The organism is Pseudomonas sp. (assembly GCF_030150285.1).
Taxonomy (GTDB): Bacteria; Pseudomonadota; Gammaproteobacteria; order Pseudomonadales; family Pseudomonadaceae; genus Aquipseudomonas.
Map to the genome: position 1 here is coordinate 1 of NZ_JASLGE010000045.1, position 21,911 is coordinate 21,911.

Genomic DNA, 21,911 nt, shown 5'->3' on the forward strand with positions numbered 1-21,911 from the left:
CAACCGGCGAGTGCGAGCAGTCCCACAAAGGTGAAACTGGTTAGCAAGAGCTTGGTGTTTTGCATCGGTGGGCGACTTCCACTATCTTGGCTGGGACAACGTAAACGCCGATCATACCCGTATTAAGAGAAGCTGCGAAGCGGCTTCCGCGAGAAAGCTAACCATGGTTGAAAATAGCGAACTGCGTAAGGCCGGACTTAAGGTGACTCTTCCACGAGTCAAAATTCTACAAATGCTTGACTCTGCCGAGCAGCGTCACATGAGCGCAGAGGATGTATACAAGGCGCTAATGAAGGCTGGCGAGGACGTAGGTCTGGCCACGGTTTACCGTGTTCTGACCCAGTTTGAGTCCGCCGGGCTGGTAATCCGTCACAATTTCGACGGTGGCCATGCTGTGTTTGAGCTGGCAGATGCTGACGGCGGTCATCATGACCACATGGTTAACGTCGACAGTGGTGAAGTGATTGAGTTTTTCGACGAAGACATCGAAAAGCTGCAGCACGCCATCGCCGCCAAATATGGTGTCGAGTTGGTAGACCACAACCTGGTGTTGTACGTGCGCAAGAAAGCAAAATAAGCCTGTCACGCGAATTTCGATTCGCGAAACGATCGAAGGCGACCCTAGGGTCGCCTTCGTGCTGTGTGCAAGGTGAAAATTAACGACCGCTCGTCGTTAAGCTGCCAGGCTTTTGGCCGTGACCACCATCTTTTTGGCATGAGCCAACGACTCTTTGGTCAGGTCGATGCCCCCGAGCATGCGCGCCACTTCTTCTACGCGTTCTTTTTTGCTCAGTTTTGCCACGGCGGTGCGGGTGGTCTCACTTTCGCGCACTTTGTGTACGAACAGGTGTTGATGGCATTGCGCTGCAACTTGCGGCAAGTGAGTGACGGTCAGTACTTGGCCTCGTTCGCCAAGGCGGCGTAGCAGTTGGCCCACGATCTCGGCAGTCGGGCCGCCAATGCCCACATCGACTTCATCGAATACCAGCGTCGGCACGCGGGACGTCTGTGCGGTGATGACTTGAATGGCCAGGCTGATGCGGGACAGTTCGCCGCCAGACGCCACTTTTGCCAGGGCCTTCAACGGCTGCCCGGGGTTGGCGCTCACCAGAAGTTCAACGTGTTCCAGGCCATTAGGCATCGGGTCTGTGCCAGTTTGAGGGCGAAGAGCGATCACGAAGCGCCCGCCGGGCATGCCCAGGCGTTGAATTTCCTCTTCCACGGCGCTGCTCAAGCGAGTTGCGGCATGCCCACGCAAGCGGCTCAACTCGGCTGCGCATTCCTGATAGCGGCGTGCATGGTCGGTCAGTTCTTGAGCCAGGCGCTCAATGGACTCGTCGTTGGCGTTAAGGGTTTCGATTTCTTCGAGCAACCGCTGTTGCAGCGCTGCGACGTCATTGGGTTGCACGCGGTGTTTGCGCGCCAGGGTGTAGATGGTGTCAAGGCGCTCTTCAAGGTACTGCAGTCGGCCTGGGTCAGCGTCAAAGTGGTCAAGGAAGCGATTGAGCTCGCCCACCGCCTCCTCGACCTGGATTTGGGCGCTGGCCAGCAGGTCGGTGGCTTCGCTCAGTGAGCCGGAATTGTTGTTGATGCTTGCCAGGCGATTCAAGCTCACCGTCAGGGCGTTGAGCACATTGCCGGAGTCGTTTTCGCTGCACTGTTCAACCACTTGCCGGCAGATCGTCAGCAAGGTTTCGGCATTGGTCAGGTTTTTGTGTTCCTGCTCCAGTGCCTCCAGTTCATTGTCACCCAATGAGAGCGTTTCCAGTTCTTCGAGTTGATAGCTCAGAAGTTGATGGCGCGCTTGCTGCTCTTCGCCGGAGTTGGACAGGTGTTCGAGCTCTTGCCGCGCCTGGCGCCAGCGTTGCGCAGCCAACTGAACGTCGCGGGCCAATTCAGTGGCCCCGGCGTATTCGTCGAGCAGGCGACGGTGAGTGTCGGGTTTGAGCAAGGACTGATGTTCATGCTGGCTGTGGATGTCGATCAATAACTCGCCCAGCGCTTTCAGGTCGCTCTGGGGGCACGGCGTGCCGTTGATATAACTGCGCGAACGCCCTTCGGCGGTGATGACGCGGCGCAAGATGCATGGGCCTTCGCCTTCAAGGTCGCGCTCGGCCAGCCAGGCACGGGCTTCGGGAATGGCTTCCAGGTCGAAGGTAGCCAGAATGTCGGCTTTGTCGGCACCGGGGCGAACGACACCGCTGTCGGCGCGGTCACCCAATGTGAGGCTCAGTGCATCGAGCATGATCGATTTACCGGCACCGGTCTCGCCAGTGATTACACTCATCCCGCGATCCAGTTCGAGATCGAGATGTTCAACGATGGCGTAGTTATGAACGGACAGGTGCACCAGCATGGGAGCGGCTCCAAAACGTAATGTCTGGTTATTTATACAGTGTTTTGTTTCGTGCTGACAATGCCTGTCTTTAGTTCGATTTGCTTGGCTTCGTGGCGTTTTTAGTTCATTTCGATTTTGGTGCGGATTTTGGCGGGGAGGATAAAGAGCGCTCTTGCTACTTTTGAGCTCTTGAACCTGAAAATTGCGACCCCATATACCTTGGCAGAAGAGCGAGTAGAGCTCGCGGACGAAGTTTGAAAGGAGAAATCTATGGCAGGCGAACAGACTATGGATACGCAAAACCAGGACGCTAATCAGGCCACCGACGTGACAGGTGAGGATCTGGTAGCCCGAGTGCAAGTGCTGGAAGAGCAACTGGCTGCTGCGAACGATCAGGCGTTGCGTGTGGCGGCTGATCTGCAGAATGTTCGCCGTCGTGCTGAACAGGATGTTGAGAAAGCCCACAAATTTGCGCTGGAGAAGTTCGCTGGCGACTTGCTGCCGGTCATCGACAGCCTTGAGCGCGGCCTTGAGTTGTCCAGTGCTGAAGACGAAAACATCCGTCCAATGCGCGAAGGTATCGAGCTGACGTTGAAAATGTTTCAGGACACCCTGAAGCGCTATCAGTTAGAGGCGATTGATCCGCACGGCGAACCGTTCAATGCCGAGCATCACCAAGCGATGGCCATGCAGGAAAGCGCTGACATGGAGCCCAACAGTGTGCTCAAGGTATTTCAGAAGGGCTATCAGCTTAATGGTCGCCTATTGCGCCCGGCGATGGTCGTAGTCAGCAAGGCTCCAGCAGTGGTTTCGCCCTCGATTGACGAGCAGGCTTGAAATCCGCTTTAAGCACCCCATTTAGAAGTCAAGCATTTAAGTAATGCGGCAGATGTTCGTTGCAACTGCGGCAAAAAATCAAAAATTTCTGGAGAGTGAACATGGGCAGAATTATCGGTATTGACCTCGGGACCACCAACTCGTGTGTTTCGGTTCTGGAAAACGGTAAAGCAAAAGTTATCGAGAACGCTGAAGGCGCGCGTACTACGCCGTCGATCGTTGCTTACGCCAATGATGGCGAGATCCTGGTAGGCCAGTCGGCCAAGCGTCAGGCGGTGACTAACCCGCATAACACGTTGTACGCGGTGAAGCGTCTGATCGGTCGTCGTTTTGACGAAGAAGTCGTTCAAAAAGACATCCAGATGGTGCCTTACAAAATCGCCAAAGCTGACAACGGCGACGCTTGGGTTGAAGTGAACGGCCAGAAAATGGCTCCGCCACAAATCTCGGCTGAAATTCTGAAGAAAATGAAGAAGACCGCCGAAGACTACCTCGGCGAACCAGTGACTGAAGCGGTGATTACCGTTCCGGCCTACTTCAACGACAGCCAGCGTCAGGCAACCAAAGACGCCGGCCGTATCGCGGGTCTGGACGTAAAACGTATCATCAACGAACCCACCGCAGCCGCGCTGGCTTACGGTATGGACAAAGCGAAAGGCGACCACACTGTCATCGTTTATGACTTGGGTGGTGGTACGTTCGACGTGTCGGTGATCGAAATTGCTGAAGTGGATGGCGAGCACCAGTTTGAAGTGTTGGCGACCAACGGTGACACGTTCCTGGGTGGTGAAGACTTTGACATTCGTCTGATCGACTACCTGGTTGACGAGTTCAAGAAAGAAAGCGGCATGAACCTTAAAGGTGACCCGCTGGCGATGCAGCGCCTGAAAGAAGCCGCTGAAAAAGCCAAGATCGAGCTGTCTTCGAGCCAGTCGACTGACGTGAACCTGCCGTACATCACTGCAGATGCCACCGGTCCTAAGCACTTGAACGTGAAGATTTCTCGCGCCAAGCTGGAATCGCTGGTTGAAGACCTGGTTCAGCGCACTATCGAGCCTTGCCGTATCGCGCTGAAAGACGCCGGTATTGACGTAGGTGCGATCAACGACGTGATTCTGGTCGGTGGTCAGACCCGTATGCCTCTGGTGCAGAAGCTGGTAACCGAGTTCTTCGGTAAAGAAGCACGTAAAGACGTGAACCCGGACGAAGCGGTTGCCATGGGTGCTGCTATCCAGGGCGCGGTATTGGCGGGTGATGTAAAAGACGTGCTGTTGCTGGACGTGAGCCCGCTGACGCTGGGTATCGAAACCATGGGCGGCGTAATGACCGCTCTGATCGAGAAAAACACCACGATTCCTACCAAGAAATCGCAAGTGTTCTCGACCGCTGACGATAACCAGGGCGCTGTGACTATTCACGTGCTGCAAGGTGAGCGTAAGCAAGCCGCGCAGAACAAATCGTTGGGCAAGTTCGATCTGGCTGACATTCCACCGGCTCCACGTGGCGTGCCTCAGATCGAAGTAACCTTCGATATCGATGCCAACGGCATCCTGCACGTGAGTGCAAAAGACAAGGCGACTGGCAAGTCCCAGTCCATCGTGATCAAGGCGAACTCGGGTCTGTCCGAGGAAGAAATTGCTCAGATGGTCCGTGACGCTGAAGTCAACGCTGAGGAAGACCGCAAGTTCGAAGAGCTGGCGGCTGCACGTAACCAGGGCGATGCGCTGGTTCACTCGACTCGTAAAATGATCGCTGATGCTGGCGATAAAGTGACCGAAGACGAGAAAGTGGCTATCGAAGCAGCTGTGGTTGCGCTGGAAGCGGCTGTAAAAGGCGACGACAAAGCGGCTATCGAAGCCAAGGTTGAAGAGCTGTCCAAGGTGTCTGCTCCGGTTGCTCAGAAGATGTATGCCGAGCAGGCGAACCCGGCAGACGCTGCGGCCAAGCCAGCTGATTCGGCTGAAAAGGCAGACGACGTAGTCGATGCTGAGTTCGAAGAAGTAAAAGACAACAAGTAAATAGCTTGTTTGTCGGCCGGTTGACCGCGCATCAGCGGTGACTGGTAGGATGTCGCCGCGCGGGAGCTTGCTCCCGCGTTGGCGTGTCTGGAGTAGGGGAATTTTTACAGCATGCGACAAGATCGGATGCTGGCGGTCGGGTTCGAAGCTTTCCTGTTTTTCGGCCTTAAGTCACCGCTCTTGTCGGCCAATGCATTGGCTGTTAATCAGAAACCAATATCGTTGAAAAAGACGTGAGTCGAGTCTGATCGCTATCGGGCTTGGCGGGTTTGGTGAGGCTCGGGAGGGTTTTGCCAAACGTCCTTGAGAGTGCAAAGAATTATGGCAAAGCGCGATTACTACGAAATATTGGGTGTTGAACGCACCTCGACCGAGGTGGAGCTGAAAAAGGCTTACCGTCGCCTGGCGATGAAGCATCACCCGGATCGCAATCCGGGGGACAAGGCCTCGGAAGAGATGTTTAAAGAGGCTAACGAAGCTTACGAAGTGCTATCGGACTCCAGTAAGCGAGCAGCTTATGATCAGTACGGTCATGCCGGCGTTGACCCGCAAATGGGTGGCGGTGGTGCCGGGTTCGGCGGGCAGAACTTCTCTGACATCTTCGGTGATGTCTTTAGTGATTTCTTTGGCGGTGGCCGTGGCGGTTCCCGGGGCGGCGCTCAGCGTGGCAGCGACTTGCGCTACACGTTGGAGTTGGACCTGGAAGAAGCTGTGCGCGGGACCACGGTCAATATCCGTGTGCCTACGCTCGTTAACTGCAAGCCGTGTGATGGTTCGGGTGCCAAGAAGGGCTCTTCGCCTGTGACGTGTACGACCTGTGGTGGTATTGGTCAGGTGCGTATGCAACAGGGCTTTTTCGCTGTGCAGCAGACGTGTCCGCGTTGCCACGGCCAGGGCAAGATCATTTCCGATCCGTGCGACAGTTGCCGGGGTGAAGGCCGCGTAGAAGAGTACAAAACCCTCTCAGTCAAAGTTCCGGCAGGTGTTGATACGGGTGACCGTATCCGTTTGTCGGGTGAAGGTGAGGCGGGTGTTCAGGGTGGGCCGACCGGTGACCTGTACGTGGTTATCGAGGTGCGTGAGCACGCGATCTTCCAGCGTGACGGCAAGCATCTGTTCTGTGAAGTGCCGATTAACTTCGCGGATGCGGCGTTGGGGGCTGAGCTTGAAGTGCCGACGCTTGATGGTCGCGTCAAGTTGAAGATCCCTGAAGGCACACAAACGGGCAAGCAGTTCCGTTTACGTGGCAAGGGCGTTGCGCCTGTACGTGGTGGCGGTGCTGGTGACTTGATGTGTCGCGTTGTGGTGGAAACGCCGGTCAAGCTGAGTCGCCGTCAGCGTGAGTTGATGGAGGAGTTTCGCTGCACGCTGGAGGGTGATAGCTGTCACTCGCCGAACGCAACAGGCTGGTTTGAAGGCGTGAAACGCTTCTTTGGCGACTTATAAGGAGCGGGGCATGCGACGTATAGCTGTGATGGGCGCTGCCGGGCGCATGGGCAAGACCCTGATTGATGCGGTTCAGCAGCGCTCCCCAGTGTGCGGTCTGACGGCGGCGATTGTCCGTCCGGGCAGTTCGCTGGTGGGAGCTGATGCGGGTGAATTGGTGTCGCTCGGGCGAATTGGCGTGCCGTTGTCTGCAAGCCTTGACAGCGTGGCGGATGAGTTCGATGTGCTGATCGATTTCACTCTGCCTGAGGTGATGCTTGGCAACCTGGCTTTCTGTCGTCGGGCGGGTAAGGCCATGGTCATTGGCACTACGGGCCTGAATGCCGCGCAAAAGCAGGTGTTGGTTGAGGCGGCTAAGGATATCCCGATAGTGTTCGCCTCGAACTTCAGTGTCGGCGTCAACCTGTCGTTCAAGCTGCTGGATTTGGCGGCGCGGGTGATGGGTGATGAGGCCGATATTGAAATCATCGAAGCGCATCACCGCCACAAGGTCGACGCGCCATCGGGCACGGCCATGCGTATGGGCGAAGTGATTGCCGATGCGTTGGGGCGTGATCTGCAGAAGGTGGCGGTGTATGGTCGTGAAGGCCATACCGGTGCGCGTGAGCGCGAGACGATCGGTTTTGCGACCGTTCGTGGCGGTGATGTGGTCGGGGACCATACGGTTTTGTTTGCGGCCGAAGGGGAGCGTTTGGAAATTACCCACAAGGCCTCCAGTCGCATGACCTTTGCCAAGGGTGCTGTACGTGCGGCGCAATGGCTCGAAGGGTGTGAGCCAGGCTTGTACGATATGCAGGATGTGCTCGACCTGCGTTGAGTTGTCTTTGTAAAATCGGGCGGCTGTGCCATCAGTTGCCCGATTTTTAACCGCTAAGCGATGATTCGTCGCATTCCTCTGCCTTTTCGGCTCTTTTAGCGGTAGACCAAAAATGCCTTTTTCTGTAAGCTACAGCTTTAGTGTGTCCACTAAAAGCGCGCAGATAATTCGATGAAGAAGCGGAGTGACGTGTCCATACGTCACTCCGCTTTTTTACAACCTGCGATCGCCCTTTCAGGCTTTATTTACGGGAGGTCTTCTTGACTAAGCAAGCCATACTCGCCCTCGCTGATGGCAGCATTTTTCGCGGCGAAGCCATTGGGGCCGACGGTCAAACCGTTGGTGAGGTGGTGTTTAACACCGCAATGACTGGCTACCAGGAGATCCTGACGGATCCTTCCTACGCTCAGCAAATCGTGACCCTGACTTACCCGCATGTCGGTAATACCGGTACTACACCGGAAGACGCCGAGTCTGATCGTGTTTGGTCCGCAGGTTTGGTAATCCGTGATCTGCCGCTGGTTGCCAGCAACTGGCGTAACACAATGTCGCTGGCTGACTACCTGAAAGCCAACAATGTGGTAGCCATTGCGGGTATTGATACGCGTCGCCTGACGCGCATCCTGCGCGAGAAAGGCGCGCAAAACGGCTGCATCATGGCCGGTGACAACATTTCTGAAGAGGCTGCCATTGCCGCTGCTCAAGGCTTCCCGGGCCTGAAGGGCATGGACCTGGCCAAAGTGGTCAGCACCGAGAAAGCCTACGAGTGGCGCTCCAGTGTCTGGAACCTGGCGACCGATAGCCATCCGACGATTGAAGCCTCTGAGCTGCCTTACCATGTGGTTGCCTACGACTACGGCGTGAAGTGGAACATTCTGCGCATGCTGGTCGAGCGCGGCTGCCGCGTGACGGTCGTACCGGCTCAGACGCCGGCAAGTGATGTACTGGCGTTGAATCCCGATGGCGTATTCCTGTCCAACGGCCCAGGTGATCCTGCGCCATGCGACTACGCAATCACGGCCATTCAGGCAGTCCTGGAAACCGAGATTCCGGTATTCGGCATTTGCCTCGGTCATCAACTGCTCGCGCTGGCAGCGGGTGCCAAGACCGTGAAAATGGGCCACGGTCACCATGGTGCCAACCACCCGGTTCAAGACCTGGACACGGGCGTTGTGATGATCACCAGCCAAAACCACGGTTTTGCGGTGGACGAAGCCACCTTGCCCGCCAACGTGCGTGCCATTCACAAGTCGCTGTTCGACGGCACTTTGCAAGGCATCGAACTGACCGACAAGAGCGCTTTCAGCTTCCAGGGTCACCCTGAAGCGAGCCCGGGCCCGAACGACGTAGCGCCGCTGTTCGACCGTTTCATCAATGAGATGGCCAAGCGCCGCTGATCATGTCCTTGCTGTAGCGAAGTCGCCCGAGGGTGGCCCCGAAACCCGGTGGCCCCTTGGGTGGCTTCAGGAACCTGATTGACGGCTTGCCGACTGACCTGCGGATTTGAGTGATAAACCCATGCCAAAACGTACAGACATTAAAAGTATCCTGATTCTCGGCGCTGGCCCGATTGTTATCGGCCAGGCTTGCGAATTCGACTATTCCGGCGCCCAGGCTTGTAAAGCTCTGCGCGAGGAAGGTTACCGCGTCATCCTGGTGAACTCGAACCCCGCCACGATCATGACCGATCCGGACATGGCCGACGCTACCTATATTGAGCCGATCAAGTGGCAGACGGTTGCCAAGATCATCGAAAAAGAGCGTCCAGACGCACTGTTGCCTACCATGGGCGGCCAGACTGCGCTGAACTGCGCACTGGACCTGGAGCGCGAAGGCGTTCTGGAAAAGTTCGGCGTAGAGATGATTGGTGCCAATGCTGACACCATCGACAAGGCTGAAGACCGTTCGCGTTTCGACAAGGCGATGAAGTCCATTGGCCTTGATTGCCCGCGTTCGGGTATCGCCCACAGCATGGAAGAAGCCAACGCCGTTCTTGAAAAGCTGGGCTTCCCTTGCATCATTCGTCCGTCCTTCACCATGGGCGGCACGGGTGGCGGTATTGCTTACAACCGCGAAGAGTTTGAAGAAATCTGCGCCCGTGGTCTGGACCTGTCGCCTACCAAAGAGCTGTTGATCGACGAATCGCTGATCGGTTGGAAAGAATACGAAATGGAGGTTGTCCGCGATAAGAAGGACAACTGCATCATCGTGTGCTCAATCGAAAACTTCGACCCGATGGGCGTGCACACCGGTGACTCGATCACCGTTGCGCCTGCACAGACCCTGACGGACAAGGAATACCAGATCATGCGCAACGCCTCGCTGGCGGTGCTGCGTGAGATCGGCGTTGAAACGGGCGGCTCGAACGTTCAGTTCGGCATTTGCCCGGACACTGGCCGTATGGTCGTGATCGAGATGAACCCGCGTGTGTCCCGCTCTTCGGCCCTGGCGTCGAAAGCCACCGGTTTCCCGATTGCGCGTATCGCTGCCAAGCTGGCTATTGGCTACACCCTGGATGAATTGCAGAACGAAATCACGGGCGGTGCAACGCCAGCGTCTTTCGAGCCGTCGATCGATTATGTCGTGACCAAGCTGCCTCGCTTTGCGTTCGAGAAGTTCGCCAAGGCGGATGCGCGTTTGACCACGCAAATGAAATCCGTCGGTGAAGTCATGGCCATTGGTCGGACTTTCCAAGAATCCCTGCAAAAAGCCCTGCGCGGCCTTGAAGTGGGTGTCTGCGGTCTGGACGAGAAGCTCGACCTGAGCAACCCGGAAAGCATGGCTGTGCTCAAGCGCGAACTGACCGTACCGGGTGCCGAGCGTATCTGGTATGTGGCTGATGCCTTCCGTGCCGGCATGACTGTTGAAGATATCTTCGGCATGAACATGATCGATCCCTGGTTCCTGGTGCAGATCGAAGATCTGATCAAGGACGAAGAGAAGATCAAGACCCTGGGTCTGGCCAGCATCGACCGTGACATGATGTTCCGCCTCAAGCGCAAAGGTTTCTCTGATCAGCGCCTGGCCAAACTGCTGGGTGTGACCGAGAAAAACCTGCGTCGCCACCGCCACAAGCTGGAAGTGTTCCCGGTTTACAAGCGTGTTGATACTTGCGCAGCCGAGTTTGCGACCGATACGGCCTACATGTACTCCACTTACGAGGAAGAGTGCGAAGCTGCGCCGTCCGGCCGTGACAAGATCATGATTCTGGGGGGCGGTCCAAACCGTATCGGCCAGGGCATCGAATTCGACTACTGCTGTGTTCACGCGGCCTTGGCACTGCGTGCCGATGGTTATGAAACCATCATGGTCAACTGCAACCCGGAAACGGTTTCTACGGACTACGACACTTCGGACCGCCTGTACTTCGAGCCAGTGACGCTGGAAGACGTGCTTGAAATCGTACGTGTCGAGAAGCCCAAAGGCGTGATCGTTCAGTACGGTGGCCAAACGCCGCTGAAACTGGCTCGTGCCCTGGAAGAGGCCGGTGTGCCGATCATCGGTACCAGCCCCGACGCAATCGACCGTGCTGAAGACCGTGAGCGCTTCCAGCAGATGGTTGAGCGCCTGAACCTGCGTCAGCCGCCTAACGCCACTGTGCGCAGCGAAGACGAAGCGATTCGTGCTGCTGGCAAGATTGGTTACCCGCTGGTGGTTCGTCCTTCCTACGTGCTGGGCGGTCGGGCGATGGAAATCGTCTACGAAGAAGAAGAACTCAAACGCTACCTGCGTGATGCGGTGAAAGTGTCCAACGACAGCCCAGTGCTGCTGGATCACTTCTTGAACTGCGCCATTGAAATGGACGTGGATGCGGTCTGCGACGGCACTGATGTCGTGATCGGCGCGATCATGCAGCACATCGAACAGGCGGGCGTTCACTCCGGTGACTCCGCGTGCTCGCTGCCGCCGTACTCGTTGCCGTTGCACATTCAGGACGAGATGCGCGAGCAGGTCAAGAAAATGGCCTTGGAGTTGGGCGTTGTCGGCCTGATGAACGTGCAGCTAGCTCTGCAGGGCGAAGATATCTATGTGATCGAAGTGAACCCGCGGGCTTCGCGTACAGTTCCTTTCGTGTCCAAGTGCATCGGTGTTTCGCTGGCAATGATCGCTGCGCGGGTGATGGCCGGTAAGACCCTGAAAGAAATCGGCTTCACCAAGGAAATCATTCCTAACTTCTACAGTGTGAAAGAGGCGGTCTTCCCGTTCGCCAAATTCCCCGGTGTTGACCCGATCCTCGGCCCTGAGATGAAGTCGACGGGTGAAGTGATGGGCGTGGGCGACACCTTCGGTGAAGCATTTGCCAAAGCCCAGATGGGTGCCAGCGAAGTGCTGCCGACTGGCGGTACAGCGTTTATCAGCGTGCGCGATGATGACAAGCCTTTGGTGGCTGCGGTTGCCCGTGACTTGATCAACCTGGGTTTTGAAGTTGTTTCGACGGCAGGCACTGCCAAGTTCATCGAAGCGGCTGGTTTGAAAGTACGTCGAGTCAACAAAGTGACCGAAGGTCGTCCGCACGTTGTCGACATGATCAAGAATGACGAAGTTACTCTGATCATCAACACAACCGAAGGGCGTCAGTCGATTGCTGACTCTTACTCCATTCGTCGTAACGCTCTGCAGCACAAGATTTACTGCACCACGACCATTGCTGCTGGCGAAGCCATCTGCGAAGCGCTTAAATTCGGTCCTGAAAAAACCGTTCGTCGCTTGCAGGATCTACACGCAGGATTGAAGGCATGAGCATAACCAAGTACCCAATGACGGTTCAGGGAGCCAAAGCCCTGGAAGAAGAGCACGCACACCTGACCAAGGTTGTTCGACCAAAGCTGAGCCAGGACATCGGCACAGCGCGTGAGTTGGGCGACCTGAAGGAAAATGCTGAATACCATGCTGCTCGTGAGCAGCAAGGTATGGTTGAGGCGCGTATTCGTGACATCGAAGGCCGCATGCAGAATGCGGTCGTCATTGATGTGACGTCTATCCCTCATACTGGCAAAGTGATTTTCGGCACCACGGTTGAGATCGCCAACGTTGAAACTGACGAAAGCGTGACTTACAAAATCGTGGGTGAGGATGAGGCTGACTTCAAACTCGGCAAAATCTCCGTCGGTTCGCCACTTGCCCGCGCCTTGATTGCCAAGGAAGAAGGTGATGTGGTCGCGGTGAAAACACCGGGTGGCGTCATTGAGTACGAGATTGTAGAAGTTCGTCACATCTGAGTAATGCGCCCGCTTCGTGCGGGCGTTTTACATGGGCCGCTGGCCCGCACGTTGCGGGTTGGCAGGCTACATGGACGTATACCGAATTCTTTATCGATGCTGGCCAGGCTTGAGCTGGCATCGTTGTAAGTCGATACATCAGTCGGTAGCGTGAGCGCAGGCTGGGTGAGTCGTCAGGAGAGTGTGGTGCGTTGGGTGGTGCTGGTTGCCTGATGCGTTGCGCGGGCAGTTGTGCAGCGTGAGTTGTGACTGCGTGGCTGTTAAAGTGTCAGGGCGCGCGAAGCACGCCCTTGACCCTTGCCAACATCACTTGAAGCGATGGATGTTCGACAGTTGCTTGTTCACGTTGACGTTCTTGCGGTACAGAAGCGCCATTTTGCCGATAACCTGCACCAATTCCGCTTTGCCGGCCTTGCAGAGTTCTGCAATGGCTTCCAGGCGGGACTCGCGGTCCAGAATATTGACTTTGACTTTAATCAGCTCGTGATCGCCCAATGCGCGTTCGAGTTCGGCTAAAACGCCTTCAGTCAAACCATTGTCAGCCACAGTCAATACTGGTTTCAGATGGTGGCCAATGGATTTGTACTGTTTCTTCTGCTCTTGAGTGAGCGGCATAATCTGACCCCTGTGTCTGATCTTGTAAAAGCGGTGGCCAGTTTACCCGAGCGAGTCCCAGACCGCCCAGTTAATCACGACCCGTTTATATTTTTTGAGGTGGCCCGTGGCCCGTTCCAAAACAAGCCTTAACTGGCTGAAAGAGCATTTCAACGACCCTTACGTCAAAATGGCGCAGAAAGACGGGTACCGTTCGCGTGCCAGCTATAAATTGTTGGAGATTCAGGAGCGTGACCGTCTGATCCGCCCTGGCATGACGGTGATCGACCTGGGGGCAGCCCCGGGAGGCTGGTCGCAAGTGACCAGTCGCCTGATCGGTGGGCAGGGCCGCTTGATCGCGTCCGACATTCTGGAAATGGACAGCATCCCTGATGTGACCTTCATCAAGGGCGACTTCACTGAAGATGCTGTGCTGGCGCAGATCCTTGAGGCGGTCGGAAATACGCAGGTAGACCTTGTGATTTCCGATATGGCCCCCAATATGAGTGGATTGGCAGCTGTCGATATGCCGCGCGCGATGTTCCTTTGTGAGTTGGCACTGGATCTTGCAGGCCGAGTTTTGCGGCCGGGCGGTGATTTTTTGATTAAGGTCTTCCAGGGTGAAGGCTTTGATCAGTACCACAAAGACATCCGCAAGCTGTTCGATAAAGTGCAGATGCGTAAGCCGTTGTCGTCACGAGATCGCTCTCGCGAGCAGTATTTGTTGGGCCGCGGCTTCCGCGGTGTCGAAGGGTCCGCCAGTGATGAGCGTCTTTGACAAGAGCGATAGGTTTTTTTGTATCGCTTTACAGCGCTGGTATAACGAATATTTTGTAGGCAAAGTTTCACAAAGGGTTACAGACGGAGCCTGCAAGGGTTGTAGGCAATGTAGTAAGTTATGCCGGTGAATATCATGCGAAGCACGCTTCAGTAGCGGGGCTTGCTTCAGAGGGTAGCTAATTGAACGATATGGCAAAGAATCTGATCCTGTGGTTGATCATTGCTGCTGTCCTGGTGACAGTCATGAACAACTTCTCCAGTCCAAACGAGCCACAAACCCTCAACTATTCCGACTTCATCCAGCAAGTTAAGGATGGTAAGGTCGAACGCGTTGCCGTGGACGGCTACGTGATTACCGGCAAGCGCAGTGATGGCGATACCTTCAAGACCATTCGTCCAGCTATTCAGGACAATGGTTTGATCGGTGACCTGGTTGAGAACCATGTGACGGTTGAAGGCAAGCTGCCTGAGCAGCAAAGCATCTGGACACAGTTGCTGGTTGCGAGCTTCCCGATCCTGGTCATCATCGCGGTCTTCATGTTCTTTATGCGCCAAATGCAAGGTGGGGCTGGCGGTAAAGGCGGCCCGATGAGCTTTGGCAAGAGTAAAGCGCGCCTGTTATCCGAAGATCAGGTCAAAACGACCCTGGCTGACGTGGCAGGCTGCGATGAGGCCAAGGAAGAGGTCGGCGAACTCGTCGAGTTTCTGCGTGATCCAGGCAAGTTCCAGCGCTTGGGTGGCCGCATCCCGCGCGGCGTTTTGATGGTGGGGCCGCCGGGTACCGGTAAGACCTTGCTGGCCAAGGCGATTGCAGGTGAAGCCAAGGTGCCGTTCTTTACCATTTCCGGTTCCGACTTCGTTGAAATGTTTGTGGGTGTGGGTGCAAGCCGCGTTCGTGACATGTTCGAACAGGCTAAAAAGCACGCCCCCTGCATTATCTTTATCGATGAAATCGATGCCGTAGGCCGTCATCGTGGTGCCGGTATGGGCGGCGGTCATGACGAGCGTGAGCAAACGCTCAACCAGTTGCTGGTTGAGATGGATGGTTTTGAAATGAATGACGGCATCATCGTGATTGCTGCCACCAACCGTCCTGATGTGCTTGACCCAGCGTTGCTGCGCCCGGGCCGCTTTGACCGTCAGGTCGTGGTCGGCTTGCCGGATATTCGTGGCCGTGAACAGATTCTGAAAGTCCACATGCGCAAAGTGCCCATGGGCGATGACGTGCAGCCTGCAGTGATTGCGCGAGGAACGCCCGGCTTCTCGGGTGCAGACCTGGCGAACCTGGTGAACGAGGCGTCGTTGTTCGCCGCGCGCACTGGCAAGCGTGTTGTTGAAATGAAAGAGTTTGAGTTGGCCAAGGACAAAATCATGATGGGCGCTGAGCGCAAATCCATGGTGATGTCAGATAAAGAAAAACGTAATACCGCGTATCACGAAGCAGGCCATGCCATTGTTGGTCGTGTAGTGCCTGAGCATGACCCTGTTTACAAGGTGTCGATCATTCCGCGCGGTCGTGCCTTGGGTGTGACCATGTTCCTGCCTGAAGAGGATCGTTACAGCCTCTCCAAGCGTGCATTGATCAGCCAGATCTGCTCGCTCTACGGCGGTCGTATCGCTGAAGAGATGACGCTCGGCTTTGATGGTGTGACCACTGGTGCCTCCAACGACATCATGCGTGCAAGCCAGATCGCGCGAAATATGGTGACCAAGTGGGGCTTGTCGGAAAAGCTGGGGCCACTGATGTATGCCGAAGACGACGAGTCCTATTTGGGGCGTGGCGGCGGCGGGCAAGGTGCCAGCGTTTCGGGCGAGACAGCCAAGATGATTGACTCCGAAGTGCGCAGTATCATTGATCAGTGCTACGGCACGGCCAAGCAGATCCTGACCGATAATCGCGACAAGCTGGAAGCGATGGCTGACGCGCTGATGAAGTACGAGACGATCGATGCTGATCAGATCGATGACATCATGGCGGGTCGCCCCGCACGCGAACCGCGTGATTGGGACGATAGCGGTAAAGGCACTCCGCCGCCGCCGACGCTGGATAAAGTCGATCGTCCAGAAGCCCCTATCGGCGGTCCTGCAGCTGATCTTTAAGGCTTGAAATGACTTCTGTAAAGTCCCTGACCCGGTTGCCTTGCGGCAACCGGGTTCTTGATTTGGCCCATGTGCATGTCATGGGCATTCTTAATGTCACCCCTGACTCTTTTTCGGATGGTGGGCGTTTTGCGCCTCGGGATGCAGCGTTGCGTCATGCTGAGGCAATGCTTTTGGCTGGGGCCACCCTGATTGATGTTGGGGGCGAATCTACGCGTCCTGGTGCCCGTGTCATCTCACCGCAAGAAGAACTTGATAGGGTCGCGCCGGTTGTCGAGCGAATCAGTCGCGAACTGAATGTGATTATCTCGGTCGATACCTCGGCACCCATCGTCATGACTGAGGTGGCGCGCCTGGGAGCGGGGTTGATCAATGATGTGCGCGCATTGCGTCGTGAGGGAGCCTTGCAGGCTGCGGCAGCCACAGGTTTGCCTGTCTGTCTGATGCACATGCTGGGCGAGCCGGGCGATATGCAGGATAATCCGCATTACGATGACCTGGTGGGCGACGTGTCGGCATTTCTGGCTGAGCGAATGGCTCGCTGTGCAGCTGTCGGGATCGTCCCTGAGCGTATCCTGCTGGATCCAGGCTTTGGCTTCGCAAAAACATTGCAGCACAACCTGAGCTTGTTCAAGCATATGGAGGCCTTGCATTCCTTGGGTCGGCCTTTGCTGGTGGGTGTGTCGCGCAAAAGCATGATAGGGCAGGCGTTGAATCGGCCGGTGCCTGAGCGGCTGTATGGCAGCCTTGCGTTGGCCGCTCTGGCGGTCACTAAGGGCGCGCGGATACTGCGTGTCCATGATGTTGCCGAAACAGTTGATGTGGTACGGATGATCGCAGCGGTAGAGTCCGCCGACTAAGAATGATGGAGCACTTATGACAAAGAAATATTTTGGCACCGACGGTATTCGTGGCCGGGTCGGCGTTTATCCGATCACCCCTGATTTTATGCTCAAGCTGGGTTGGGCGGCGGGAATGGCGTTTCGCAGCAAAGGCGCATGTCGGATTTTAGTGGGCAAGGACACGCGTATCTCGGGCTACATGTTTGAGTCTGCACTGGAGGCCGGTTTGTCGGCTGCCGGGGCTGATGTCATGTTGCTGGGCCCTATGCCTACGCCTGCAATCGCTTATCTGACGCGAACGTTTCATGCCGAAGCGGGCATCGTGATCAGCGCTTCCCACAACCCCCATGACGATAACGGCATCAAGTTCTTTTCGGGAGAAGGTACCAAGCTTCCGGATGACATGGAGTTGATGATCGAGGAATTGCTGGACGCGCCCATGACCGTGGTGGAGTCTGACAAACTTGGCAAAGTATCGCGCATCAACGATGCCTCCGGCCGTTACATTGAGTTCTGCAAAAGTAGCGTACCGACCAGCACCAACTTCAGTGGTCTGAAGGTTGTACTGGATTGCGCACATGGCGCTACTTACAAAGTGGCTCCGAGTGTTTTCAATGAGCTGGGTGCCAATGTCGTTGTACTGTCGGCTCAGCCTAATGGTTTGAACATCAACGACAACTGCGGCTCGACCCATATGGGGCAGTTGCAGGCTGCGGTGTTGGCTGAAGGTGCGGATCTGGGCATTGCGTTTGACGGTGATGGCGACAGGGTCCTGATGGTTGACCACACCGGCGCCATCGTGGACGGGGATGAGCTGTTGTTCATCATTGCGCGTGATTTGCAGGAGCGGGGTAAATTGCAAGGCGGGGTTGTCGGTACATTGATGAGCAACCTTGGGCTTGAATTGGCCCTCGCTGAGCTGAATATTCCGTTTGTGCGTGCCAATGTCGGCGATCGGCATGTGATCGCGGGTTTGCAGGAGCGCGATTGGCAGGTGGGCGGGGAGAACTCCGGGCACATTGTCTGTTTCCAGCATACGACGACAGGTGATGCGATCATTGCTGCGCTGCAAGTGCTGCTGGCTTTGCGTCGACGTGGTGAGAGCCTGGCTCAGGCGCGTCAGGCGCTGCGCAAGTGCCCTCAAGTGCTGGTGAATGTGCGTTTTTCGGGCGGCGTAGACCCGGTTGAGCATCCGGCTGTCAAAGAAGCTTGCGCGCGTGTGACAGAGGCAATGAAAGGGCGCGGGCGCGTCTTGTTGCGCAAGTCCGGCACTGAGCCGCTGGTACGTGTGATGGTCGAAGGTGACGACGAAAATCTGGTTCGTGGTTACGCGGATGAACTGGCAAAACTCGTAAGTGAAGTTTGTGCCTGAATTCGGCTTGCCAGCGCGGATGTGGTTGGGTAACATCTGCGCCCACTTTGACCGACGAGGTAAAGCATGCGTCGCATGATGGTAGCTGGTAACTGGAAGATGCACGGTACCCGCGCCAGCGTCGCTCAGCTGATCGACGGTCTGCATAAGCTGGCCTTGCCAAGTGATGTTGATGTTGCAGTATTCCCGCCTGATTTGTTTATTGATCGCGTGATCAGTGGCCTTGCAGGTGCAGCGATTTCGGTCGGTGCGCAGGATGCTGCAGTCGAAACGCAGCAAGGTGCCCTGACCGGTGAGATTTCACCTTTTCAGTTGGCTGACGCAGGTTGCAAGTTTGTATTGGTAGGGCATTCTGAGCGCCGCCTGATTCTGGGTGAGCAGGACGCAACGCTTAATCGCAAATTTGCCGCCATTCAAGCTGCTGGCTTGATTCCGGTGCTGTGTATAGGTGAAACCCTGGAACAGCGCGAAGCGGGAAGAACGCTAGAAGTGGTAAAGGCTCAGCTGGATGCTGTTATAGATGCATTTGGTATTGAGGCTTTTGCTGCAGCAGTGATTGCATATGAGCCGGTCTGGGCAATTGGTACCGGGCTCACCGCGTCACCGCAGCAAGCGCAAGATGTGCATGCGGCCATTCGCGCACAGCTGGCGGAGCAGAATTCTGAGGTGGCACAAAGTGTGCGGCTTCTATACGGCGGCAGCGTGAAGGCGGCCAATGCGGTCGAACTGTTCAGCATGCCGGATATCGATGGGGGGCTCATTGGTGGAGCTTCCCTGAATGCAGATGAGTTCGGTGCGATTTGTCGCGCCGCGGGAAACTGAGAAAATGCTGGAAACAGTCGTAGTCGTTTTTCATCTGTTGGGTGCATTGGGCGTAATTGCTCTGGTATTGCTGCAACAGGGTAAAGGTGCGGATGCTGGAGCATCTTTCGGAGCAGGTGCTTCAAGTACTGTGTTCGGAAGCCAAGGTTCCTCTACCTTTCTTAGTAAGTTTACTGCTATACTTGCCGCAGGTTTTTTCATAACCAGCTTGGGGTTAGGTTACTTTGCTAAAGAGAAAGCTCAAGAGCTGACTCAAGTAGGTTTGCCTAATCCAGCGGTTCTGGAAGCTCCAGTGCAAAAGCCGGCATCTGATGATGTACCGGTGCTTCAAGAGCAAAAGTCGGCATCTCCTGCGACTGACGTACCTCCAGCTCAAGAGCAAAAGTAAAACGGGTTTCATGATGTAATGTTGTATTGCCGAGGTGGTGGAATTGGTAGACACGCAACCTTGAGGTGGTTGTGCCCATAGGGTGTAGGGGTTCGAGTCCCCTTCTCGGTACCAATTATCAAGAATGCCCGCAGTAGCGGGCTTTCTTGTATGTGGAAGGTTGGATTGACCCTGAAATGGATCAAACGTATACTTCCGCTCCAGCTTTGTCGCGGGATGGAGCAGTCTGGTAGCTCGTCGGGCTCATAACCCGAAGGTCGTCGGTTCAAATCCGGCTCCCGCAACCAGTTTTAGCGGAGCCCCTTTTTCAGGGGCTTTTTGTTAACTGGACACTTTATAGCGTCGATATTCAGCGACGTTTCAGAGATGGGCGATTCGCCCATTTTTTTATTTTGCACAGCATGCACAAACATGCACTAGGGGGTTCAGGTGTCGAGCAAGCTAGAAGAGTTGCAGGCCTTGTTGGCCCCGGTGGTCGTGGCCCTTGGCTATGAATGCTGGGGTATTGAATTTTCGGCCCAGGGTCGCCATTCAATGTTGCGTGTGTATATCGACAAGGAAGGCGGCGTATTGGTGGATGACTGCGCCATTGTCAGCCGCCAAATCAGCGGCGTGCTGGATGTCGAAGATCCTATCGCTGTTGAATACACCCTTGAAGTCTCTTCTCCTGGCATGGAGCGCCCTCTGTTCACGATTGAACAGTATGCCCAGTTTGTCGGTGAGCAAGTGAAGATCAAGTTGCGCTCGCCTTTTGAAGGGCGACGTAACTTTCAGGGCCTTCTGCGCGGCGTAGAAGAGCAGGATGTTGTGGTGCAGGTTGACGACCATGAATTCCTGTTGCCGATCGATATGATCGACAAGGCCAACATTATTCCCAGTTTTGACTGAGACGCGGATCCCGCGGATCCAATGGCTTGCGAAAGGCGAGGCGTACGATGAGCAAAGAAGTACTGCTGGTTGTTGAGTCGGTGTCCAATGAAAAGGGCGTACCGGCAAACGTAATTTTTGAAGCGCTGGAGCTGGCTCTGGCCACCGCTACCAAAAAGCGTTTTGAGGACGAAGTCGATCTGCGTGTGGAAATCAACCGCCACACCGGTAACTATGAGACTTTTCGTCGCTGGACTGTGGTCGAAGACGAAGATCTGGATGATCCAGCAATCGAGTTGGCGGTAGACCAGGCCCAGGCAAAACAGCCAGGCGCGGTAGCCGGCGATATTATCGAAGAGAAAATCGATTCTATCGAGTTCGGCCGGATTGCTGCTCAAACGGCCAAACAGGTCATTGTGCAGAAAGTCCGCGAAGCAGAGCGTGCTCAAGTAGTCGATGCTTATCGCGAGCGTTTGGGCGAGATCATTTCTGGCACCGTTAAAAAAGTGACACGTGACAACGTGATCGTCGATCTGGGTAACAACGCTGAAGCGTTGCTGGCCCGTGAAGACATCATCTCGCGTGAAACTTTCCGTGTTGGCGTGCGCCTTCGCGCATTGCTTAAAGAAATTCGCACCGAGAACCGCGGTCCTCAACTGATTCTGTCGCGTACTGCGCCAGAGATGTTGATCGAGCTGTTCCGTATCGAAGTTCCAGAGATCTCCGAGGGGCTGATCGAAGTGATGGCGGCCTCCCGCGATCCTGGATCACGCGCTAAAATTGCCGTTCGCTCCAAAGACAAACGCATCGATCCGCAAGGTGCCTGCATTGGTATGCGTGGTTCACGCGTTCAGGCAGTGTCAGGCGAATTGGGCGGGGAGCGAGTGGATATCGTCCTTTGGGATGATAACCCGGCGCAGTTCGTGATCAACGCCATGTCTCCAGCAGAGGTGGCGGCAATTATCGTTGACGAAGATGCTCATGCAATGGACATCGCCGTTGGCGCAGACAATCTGGCCCAGGCGATTGGTCGCGGCGGTCAGAACGTACGTTTGGCCAGCCAGTTGACGGGCTGGACCCTGAACGTGATGACCGAATCGGACATCCAGGCTAAACAGCAAGCAGAAACCGGCGATATCCTGCGCAACTTCATCGAAGAGTTGGAAGTTGATGAAGAGTTGGCGCAGGTGCTGGTTGATGAAGGCTTCACCAGCCTGGAAGAGATTGCCTACGTACCGGTGGAGGAAATGCTCAACATCGACGGCTTTGACGAAGACATCGTCAACGAGCTTCGCGCTCGGGCCAAGGATCGTTTGTTGACTAAGGCCATCGCTACTGAGGAAAAGCTGGCAGACGCCCATCCGGCCGAAGACCTGCTCTCGCTTGAGGGTATGGACAAGGATTTGGCGATGGAACTGGCGGTGCGCGGCGTAATTACCCGCGAAGACCTGGCCGAGCAGTCTATTGACGA

The 21,911-nt window shown here is 55.7% G+C and carries 18 protein-coding genes, 2 tRNA genes and 1 pseudogene; 18 read left to right on the forward strand and 3 right to left on the reverse strand.

Features of this window, described 5'->3' with window-relative positions:
* Positions 1–65: pseudogene (locus Q1W15_RS11055) on the reverse strand (outer membrane protein assembly factor BamE); the annotation flags it as partial.
* A gap of 98 nt (positions 66–163) precedes the next feature.
* On the opposite strand from Q1W15_RS11055, the gene fur reads away from it, so the two are divergent.
* On the forward strand, positions 164–577 hold the full coding sequence (gene fur, locus Q1W15_RS11060) for a ferric iron uptake transcriptional regulator (protein WP_300727803.1): 414 nt from the start codon (positions 164–166) through the stop codon (positions 575–577).
* Between the two features lie 96 nt (positions 578–673).
* Here the strand turns inward: fur and recN are convergent, their stop codons facing one another.
* The gene (gene recN, locus Q1W15_RS11065) at positions 674–2,356 is read right to left on the reverse strand and encodes a DNA repair protein RecN (RefSeq protein ID WP_300727806.1); all 1,683 of its coding nucleotides are present in this window, start codon (positions 2,354–2,356) and stop codon (positions 674–676) included.
* 252 nt (positions 2,357–2,608) lie between these two features.
* Between recN and grpE the strand changes: the two genes are divergently transcribed.
* The 7 genes from grpE to greA all read left to right on the forward strand — a co-directional run bounded on the left by grpE (position 2,609) and on the right by greA (position 12,675).
* Positions 2,609–3,175 (forward strand): nucleotide exchange factor GrpE, encoded by a 567-nt coding sequence (gene grpE, locus Q1W15_RS11070; RefSeq protein ID WP_300727808.1) that lies wholly within the window; start codon positions 2,609–2,611, stop codon positions 3,173–3,175.
* Between the two features lie 101 nt (positions 3,176–3,276).
* Positions 3,277–5,193: a molecular chaperone DnaK gene (dnaK, locus tag Q1W15_RS11075; protein WP_300727811.1), complete on the forward strand. Its 1,917-nt coding sequence runs from the start codon at positions 3,277–3,279 to the stop codon at positions 5,191–5,193.
* A 321-nt stretch (positions 5,194–5,514) separates the two neighbouring features.
* Positions 5,515–6,639 carry a molecular chaperone DnaJ gene (dnaJ, locus tag Q1W15_RS11080; RefSeq protein WP_300727814.1) on the forward strand — a complete coding sequence of 375 codons (1,125 nt, stop codon included), beginning with the start codon at positions 5,515–5,517 and terminating at the stop codon, positions 6,637–6,639.
* 10 nt (positions 6,640–6,649) lie between these two features.
* Positions 6,650–7,456, forward strand: a complete 807-nt coding sequence (gene dapB / locus Q1W15_RS11085) for a 4-hydroxy-tetrahydrodipicolinate reductase (protein WP_300727817.1) — start codon at positions 6,650–6,652, stop codon at positions 7,454–7,456.
* A gap of 260 nt (positions 7,457–7,716) precedes the next feature.
* Positions 7,717–8,853, forward strand: coding sequence for a glutamine-hydrolyzing carbamoyl-phosphate synthase small subunit (gene carA, locus Q1W15_RS11090; protein WP_300727820.1), 1,137 nt, complete (start codon positions 7,717–7,719; stop codon positions 8,851–8,853).
* Positions 8,854–8,974: 121 nt separating this feature from the next.
* Positions 8,975–12,196, forward strand: coding sequence for a carbamoyl-phosphate synthase large subunit (gene carB / locus Q1W15_RS11095; RefSeq protein WP_300727823.1), 3,222 nt, complete (start codon positions 8,975–8,977; stop codon positions 12,194–12,196).
* Between the two features lie 2 nt (positions 12,197–12,198).
* Complete coding sequence (gene greA, locus Q1W15_RS11100) at positions 12,199–12,675, forward strand: transcription elongation factor GreA (protein ID WP_300727855.1); 477 nt, start codon at positions 12,199–12,201, stop codon at positions 12,673–12,675.
* A 306-nt stretch (positions 12,676–12,981) separates the two neighbouring features.
* On the opposite strand, the gene yhbY is transcribed toward greA, so the two are convergent.
* Positions 12,982–13,290 (reverse strand): ribosome assembly RNA-binding protein YhbY, encoded by a 309-nt coding sequence (yhbY, locus tag Q1W15_RS11105; RefSeq protein WP_300727826.1) that lies wholly within the window; start codon positions 13,288–13,290, stop codon positions 12,982–12,984.
* 106 nt (positions 13,291–13,396) lie between these two features.
* On the opposite strand from yhbY, the gene rlmE reads away from it, so the two are divergent.
* From rlmE to nusA, 10 genes are all read left to right on the forward strand, one after another.
* On the forward strand, positions 13,397–14,047 hold the full coding sequence (gene rlmE, locus Q1W15_RS11110; RefSeq protein ID WP_300727829.1) for a 23S rRNA (uridine(2552)-2'-O)-methyltransferase RlmE: 651 nt from the start codon (positions 13,397–13,399) through the stop codon (positions 14,045–14,047).
* Between the two features lie 191 nt (positions 14,048–14,238).
* Positions 14,239–16,149: an ATP-dependent zinc metalloprotease FtsH gene (gene ftsH, locus Q1W15_RS11115; RefSeq protein ID WP_300727832.1), complete on the forward strand. Its 1,911-nt coding sequence runs from the start codon at positions 14,239–14,241 to the stop codon at positions 16,147–16,149.
* A gap of 8 nt (positions 16,150–16,157) precedes the next feature.
* Entirely contained in the window at positions 16,158–17,009 is an 852-nt protein-coding gene (gene folP / locus Q1W15_RS11120; RefSeq protein ID WP_300727835.1) for a dihydropteroate synthase, read from the forward strand.
* 16 nt (positions 17,010–17,025) lie between these two features.
* Positions 17,026–18,363, forward strand: a complete 1,338-nt coding sequence (glmM, locus tag Q1W15_RS11125) for a phosphoglucosamine mutase (RefSeq protein WP_300727838.1) — start codon at positions 17,026–17,028, stop codon at positions 18,361–18,363.
* Positions 18,364–18,429: 66 nt separating this feature from the next.
* Complete coding sequence (gene tpiA / locus Q1W15_RS11130) at positions 18,430–19,185, forward strand: triose-phosphate isomerase (RefSeq protein WP_300727841.1); 756 nt, start codon at positions 18,430–18,432, stop codon at positions 19,183–19,185.
* Between the two features lie 4 nt (positions 19,186–19,189).
* Positions 19,190–19,573, forward strand: a complete 384-nt coding sequence (gene secG, locus Q1W15_RS11135; protein WP_300727844.1) for a preprotein translocase subunit SecG — start codon at positions 19,190–19,192, stop codon at positions 19,571–19,573.
* Between the two features lie 28 nt (positions 19,574–19,601).
* Positions 19,602–19,687 (forward strand) — tRNA-Leu (locus Q1W15_RS11140).
* Positions 19,688–19,783: 96 nt separating this feature from the next.
* Positions 19,784–19,860 (forward strand) — tRNA-Met (locus Q1W15_RS11145).
* A gap of 142 nt (positions 19,861–20,002) precedes the next feature.
* Entirely contained in the window at positions 20,003–20,461 is a 459-nt protein-coding gene (gene rimP, locus Q1W15_RS11150; RefSeq protein ID WP_300727848.1) for a ribosome maturation factor RimP, read from the forward strand.
* A gap of 47 nt (positions 20,462–20,508) precedes the next feature.
* Positions 20,509–21,911, forward strand: a 1,403-nt coding sequence (gene nusA, locus Q1W15_RS11155; protein ID WP_300727851.1) for a transcription termination factor NusA, incomplete at its 3' end; no start/stop codon positions are given.

What these genes read in the sequence shown, in the direction of transcription:
- fur (WP_300727803.1), top strand. Translation starts at nt 164, where the DNA reads ATGGTTGAAAATAGCGAACTGCGTAAGGCCGGACTTAAGGTGACTCTT.
- recN (WP_300727806.1), bottom strand. Translation starts at nt 2,356, where the DNA reads ATGCTGGTGCACCTGTCCGTTCATAACTACGCCATCGTTGAACATCTC.
- grpE (WP_300727808.1), top strand. Translation starts at nt 2,609, where the DNA reads ATGGCAGGCGAACAGACTATGGATACGCAAAACCAGGACGCTAATCAG.
- dnaK (WP_300727811.1), top strand. Translation starts at nt 3,277, where the DNA reads ATGGGCAGAATTATCGGTATTGACCTCGGGACCACCAACTCGTGTGTT.
- dnaJ (WP_300727814.1), top strand. Translation starts at nt 5,515, where the DNA reads ATGGCAAAGCGCGATTACTACGAAATATTGGGTGTTGAACGCACCTCG.
- dapB (WP_300727817.1), top strand. Translation starts at nt 6,650, where the DNA reads ATGCGACGTATAGCTGTGATGGGCGCTGCCGGGCGCATGGGCAAGACC.
- carB (WP_300727823.1), top strand. Translation starts at nt 8,975, where the DNA reads ATGCCAAAACGTACAGACATTAAAAGTATCCTGATTCTCGGCGCTGGC.
- yhbY (WP_300727826.1), bottom strand. Translation starts at nt 13,290, where the DNA reads ATGCCGCTCACTCAAGAGCAGAAGAAACAGTACAAATCCATTGGCCAC.
- ftsH (WP_300727832.1), top strand. Translation starts at nt 14,239, where the DNA reads ATGGCAAAGAATCTGATCCTGTGGTTGATCATTGCTGCTGTCCTGGTG.
- folP (WP_300727835.1), top strand. Translation starts at nt 16,158, where the DNA reads ATGACTTCTGTAAAGTCCCTGACCCGGTTGCCTTGCGGCAACCGGGTT.
- glmM (WP_300727838.1), top strand. Translation starts at nt 17,026, where the DNA reads ATGACAAAGAAATATTTTGGCACCGACGGTATTCGTGGCCGGGTCGGC.
- tpiA (WP_300727841.1), top strand. Translation starts at nt 18,430, where the DNA reads ATGCGTCGCATGATGGTAGCTGGTAACTGGAAGATGCACGGTACCCGC.
- secG (WP_300727844.1), top strand. Translation starts at nt 19,190, where the DNA reads ATGCTGGAAACAGTCGTAGTCGTTTTTCATCTGTTGGGTGCATTGGGC.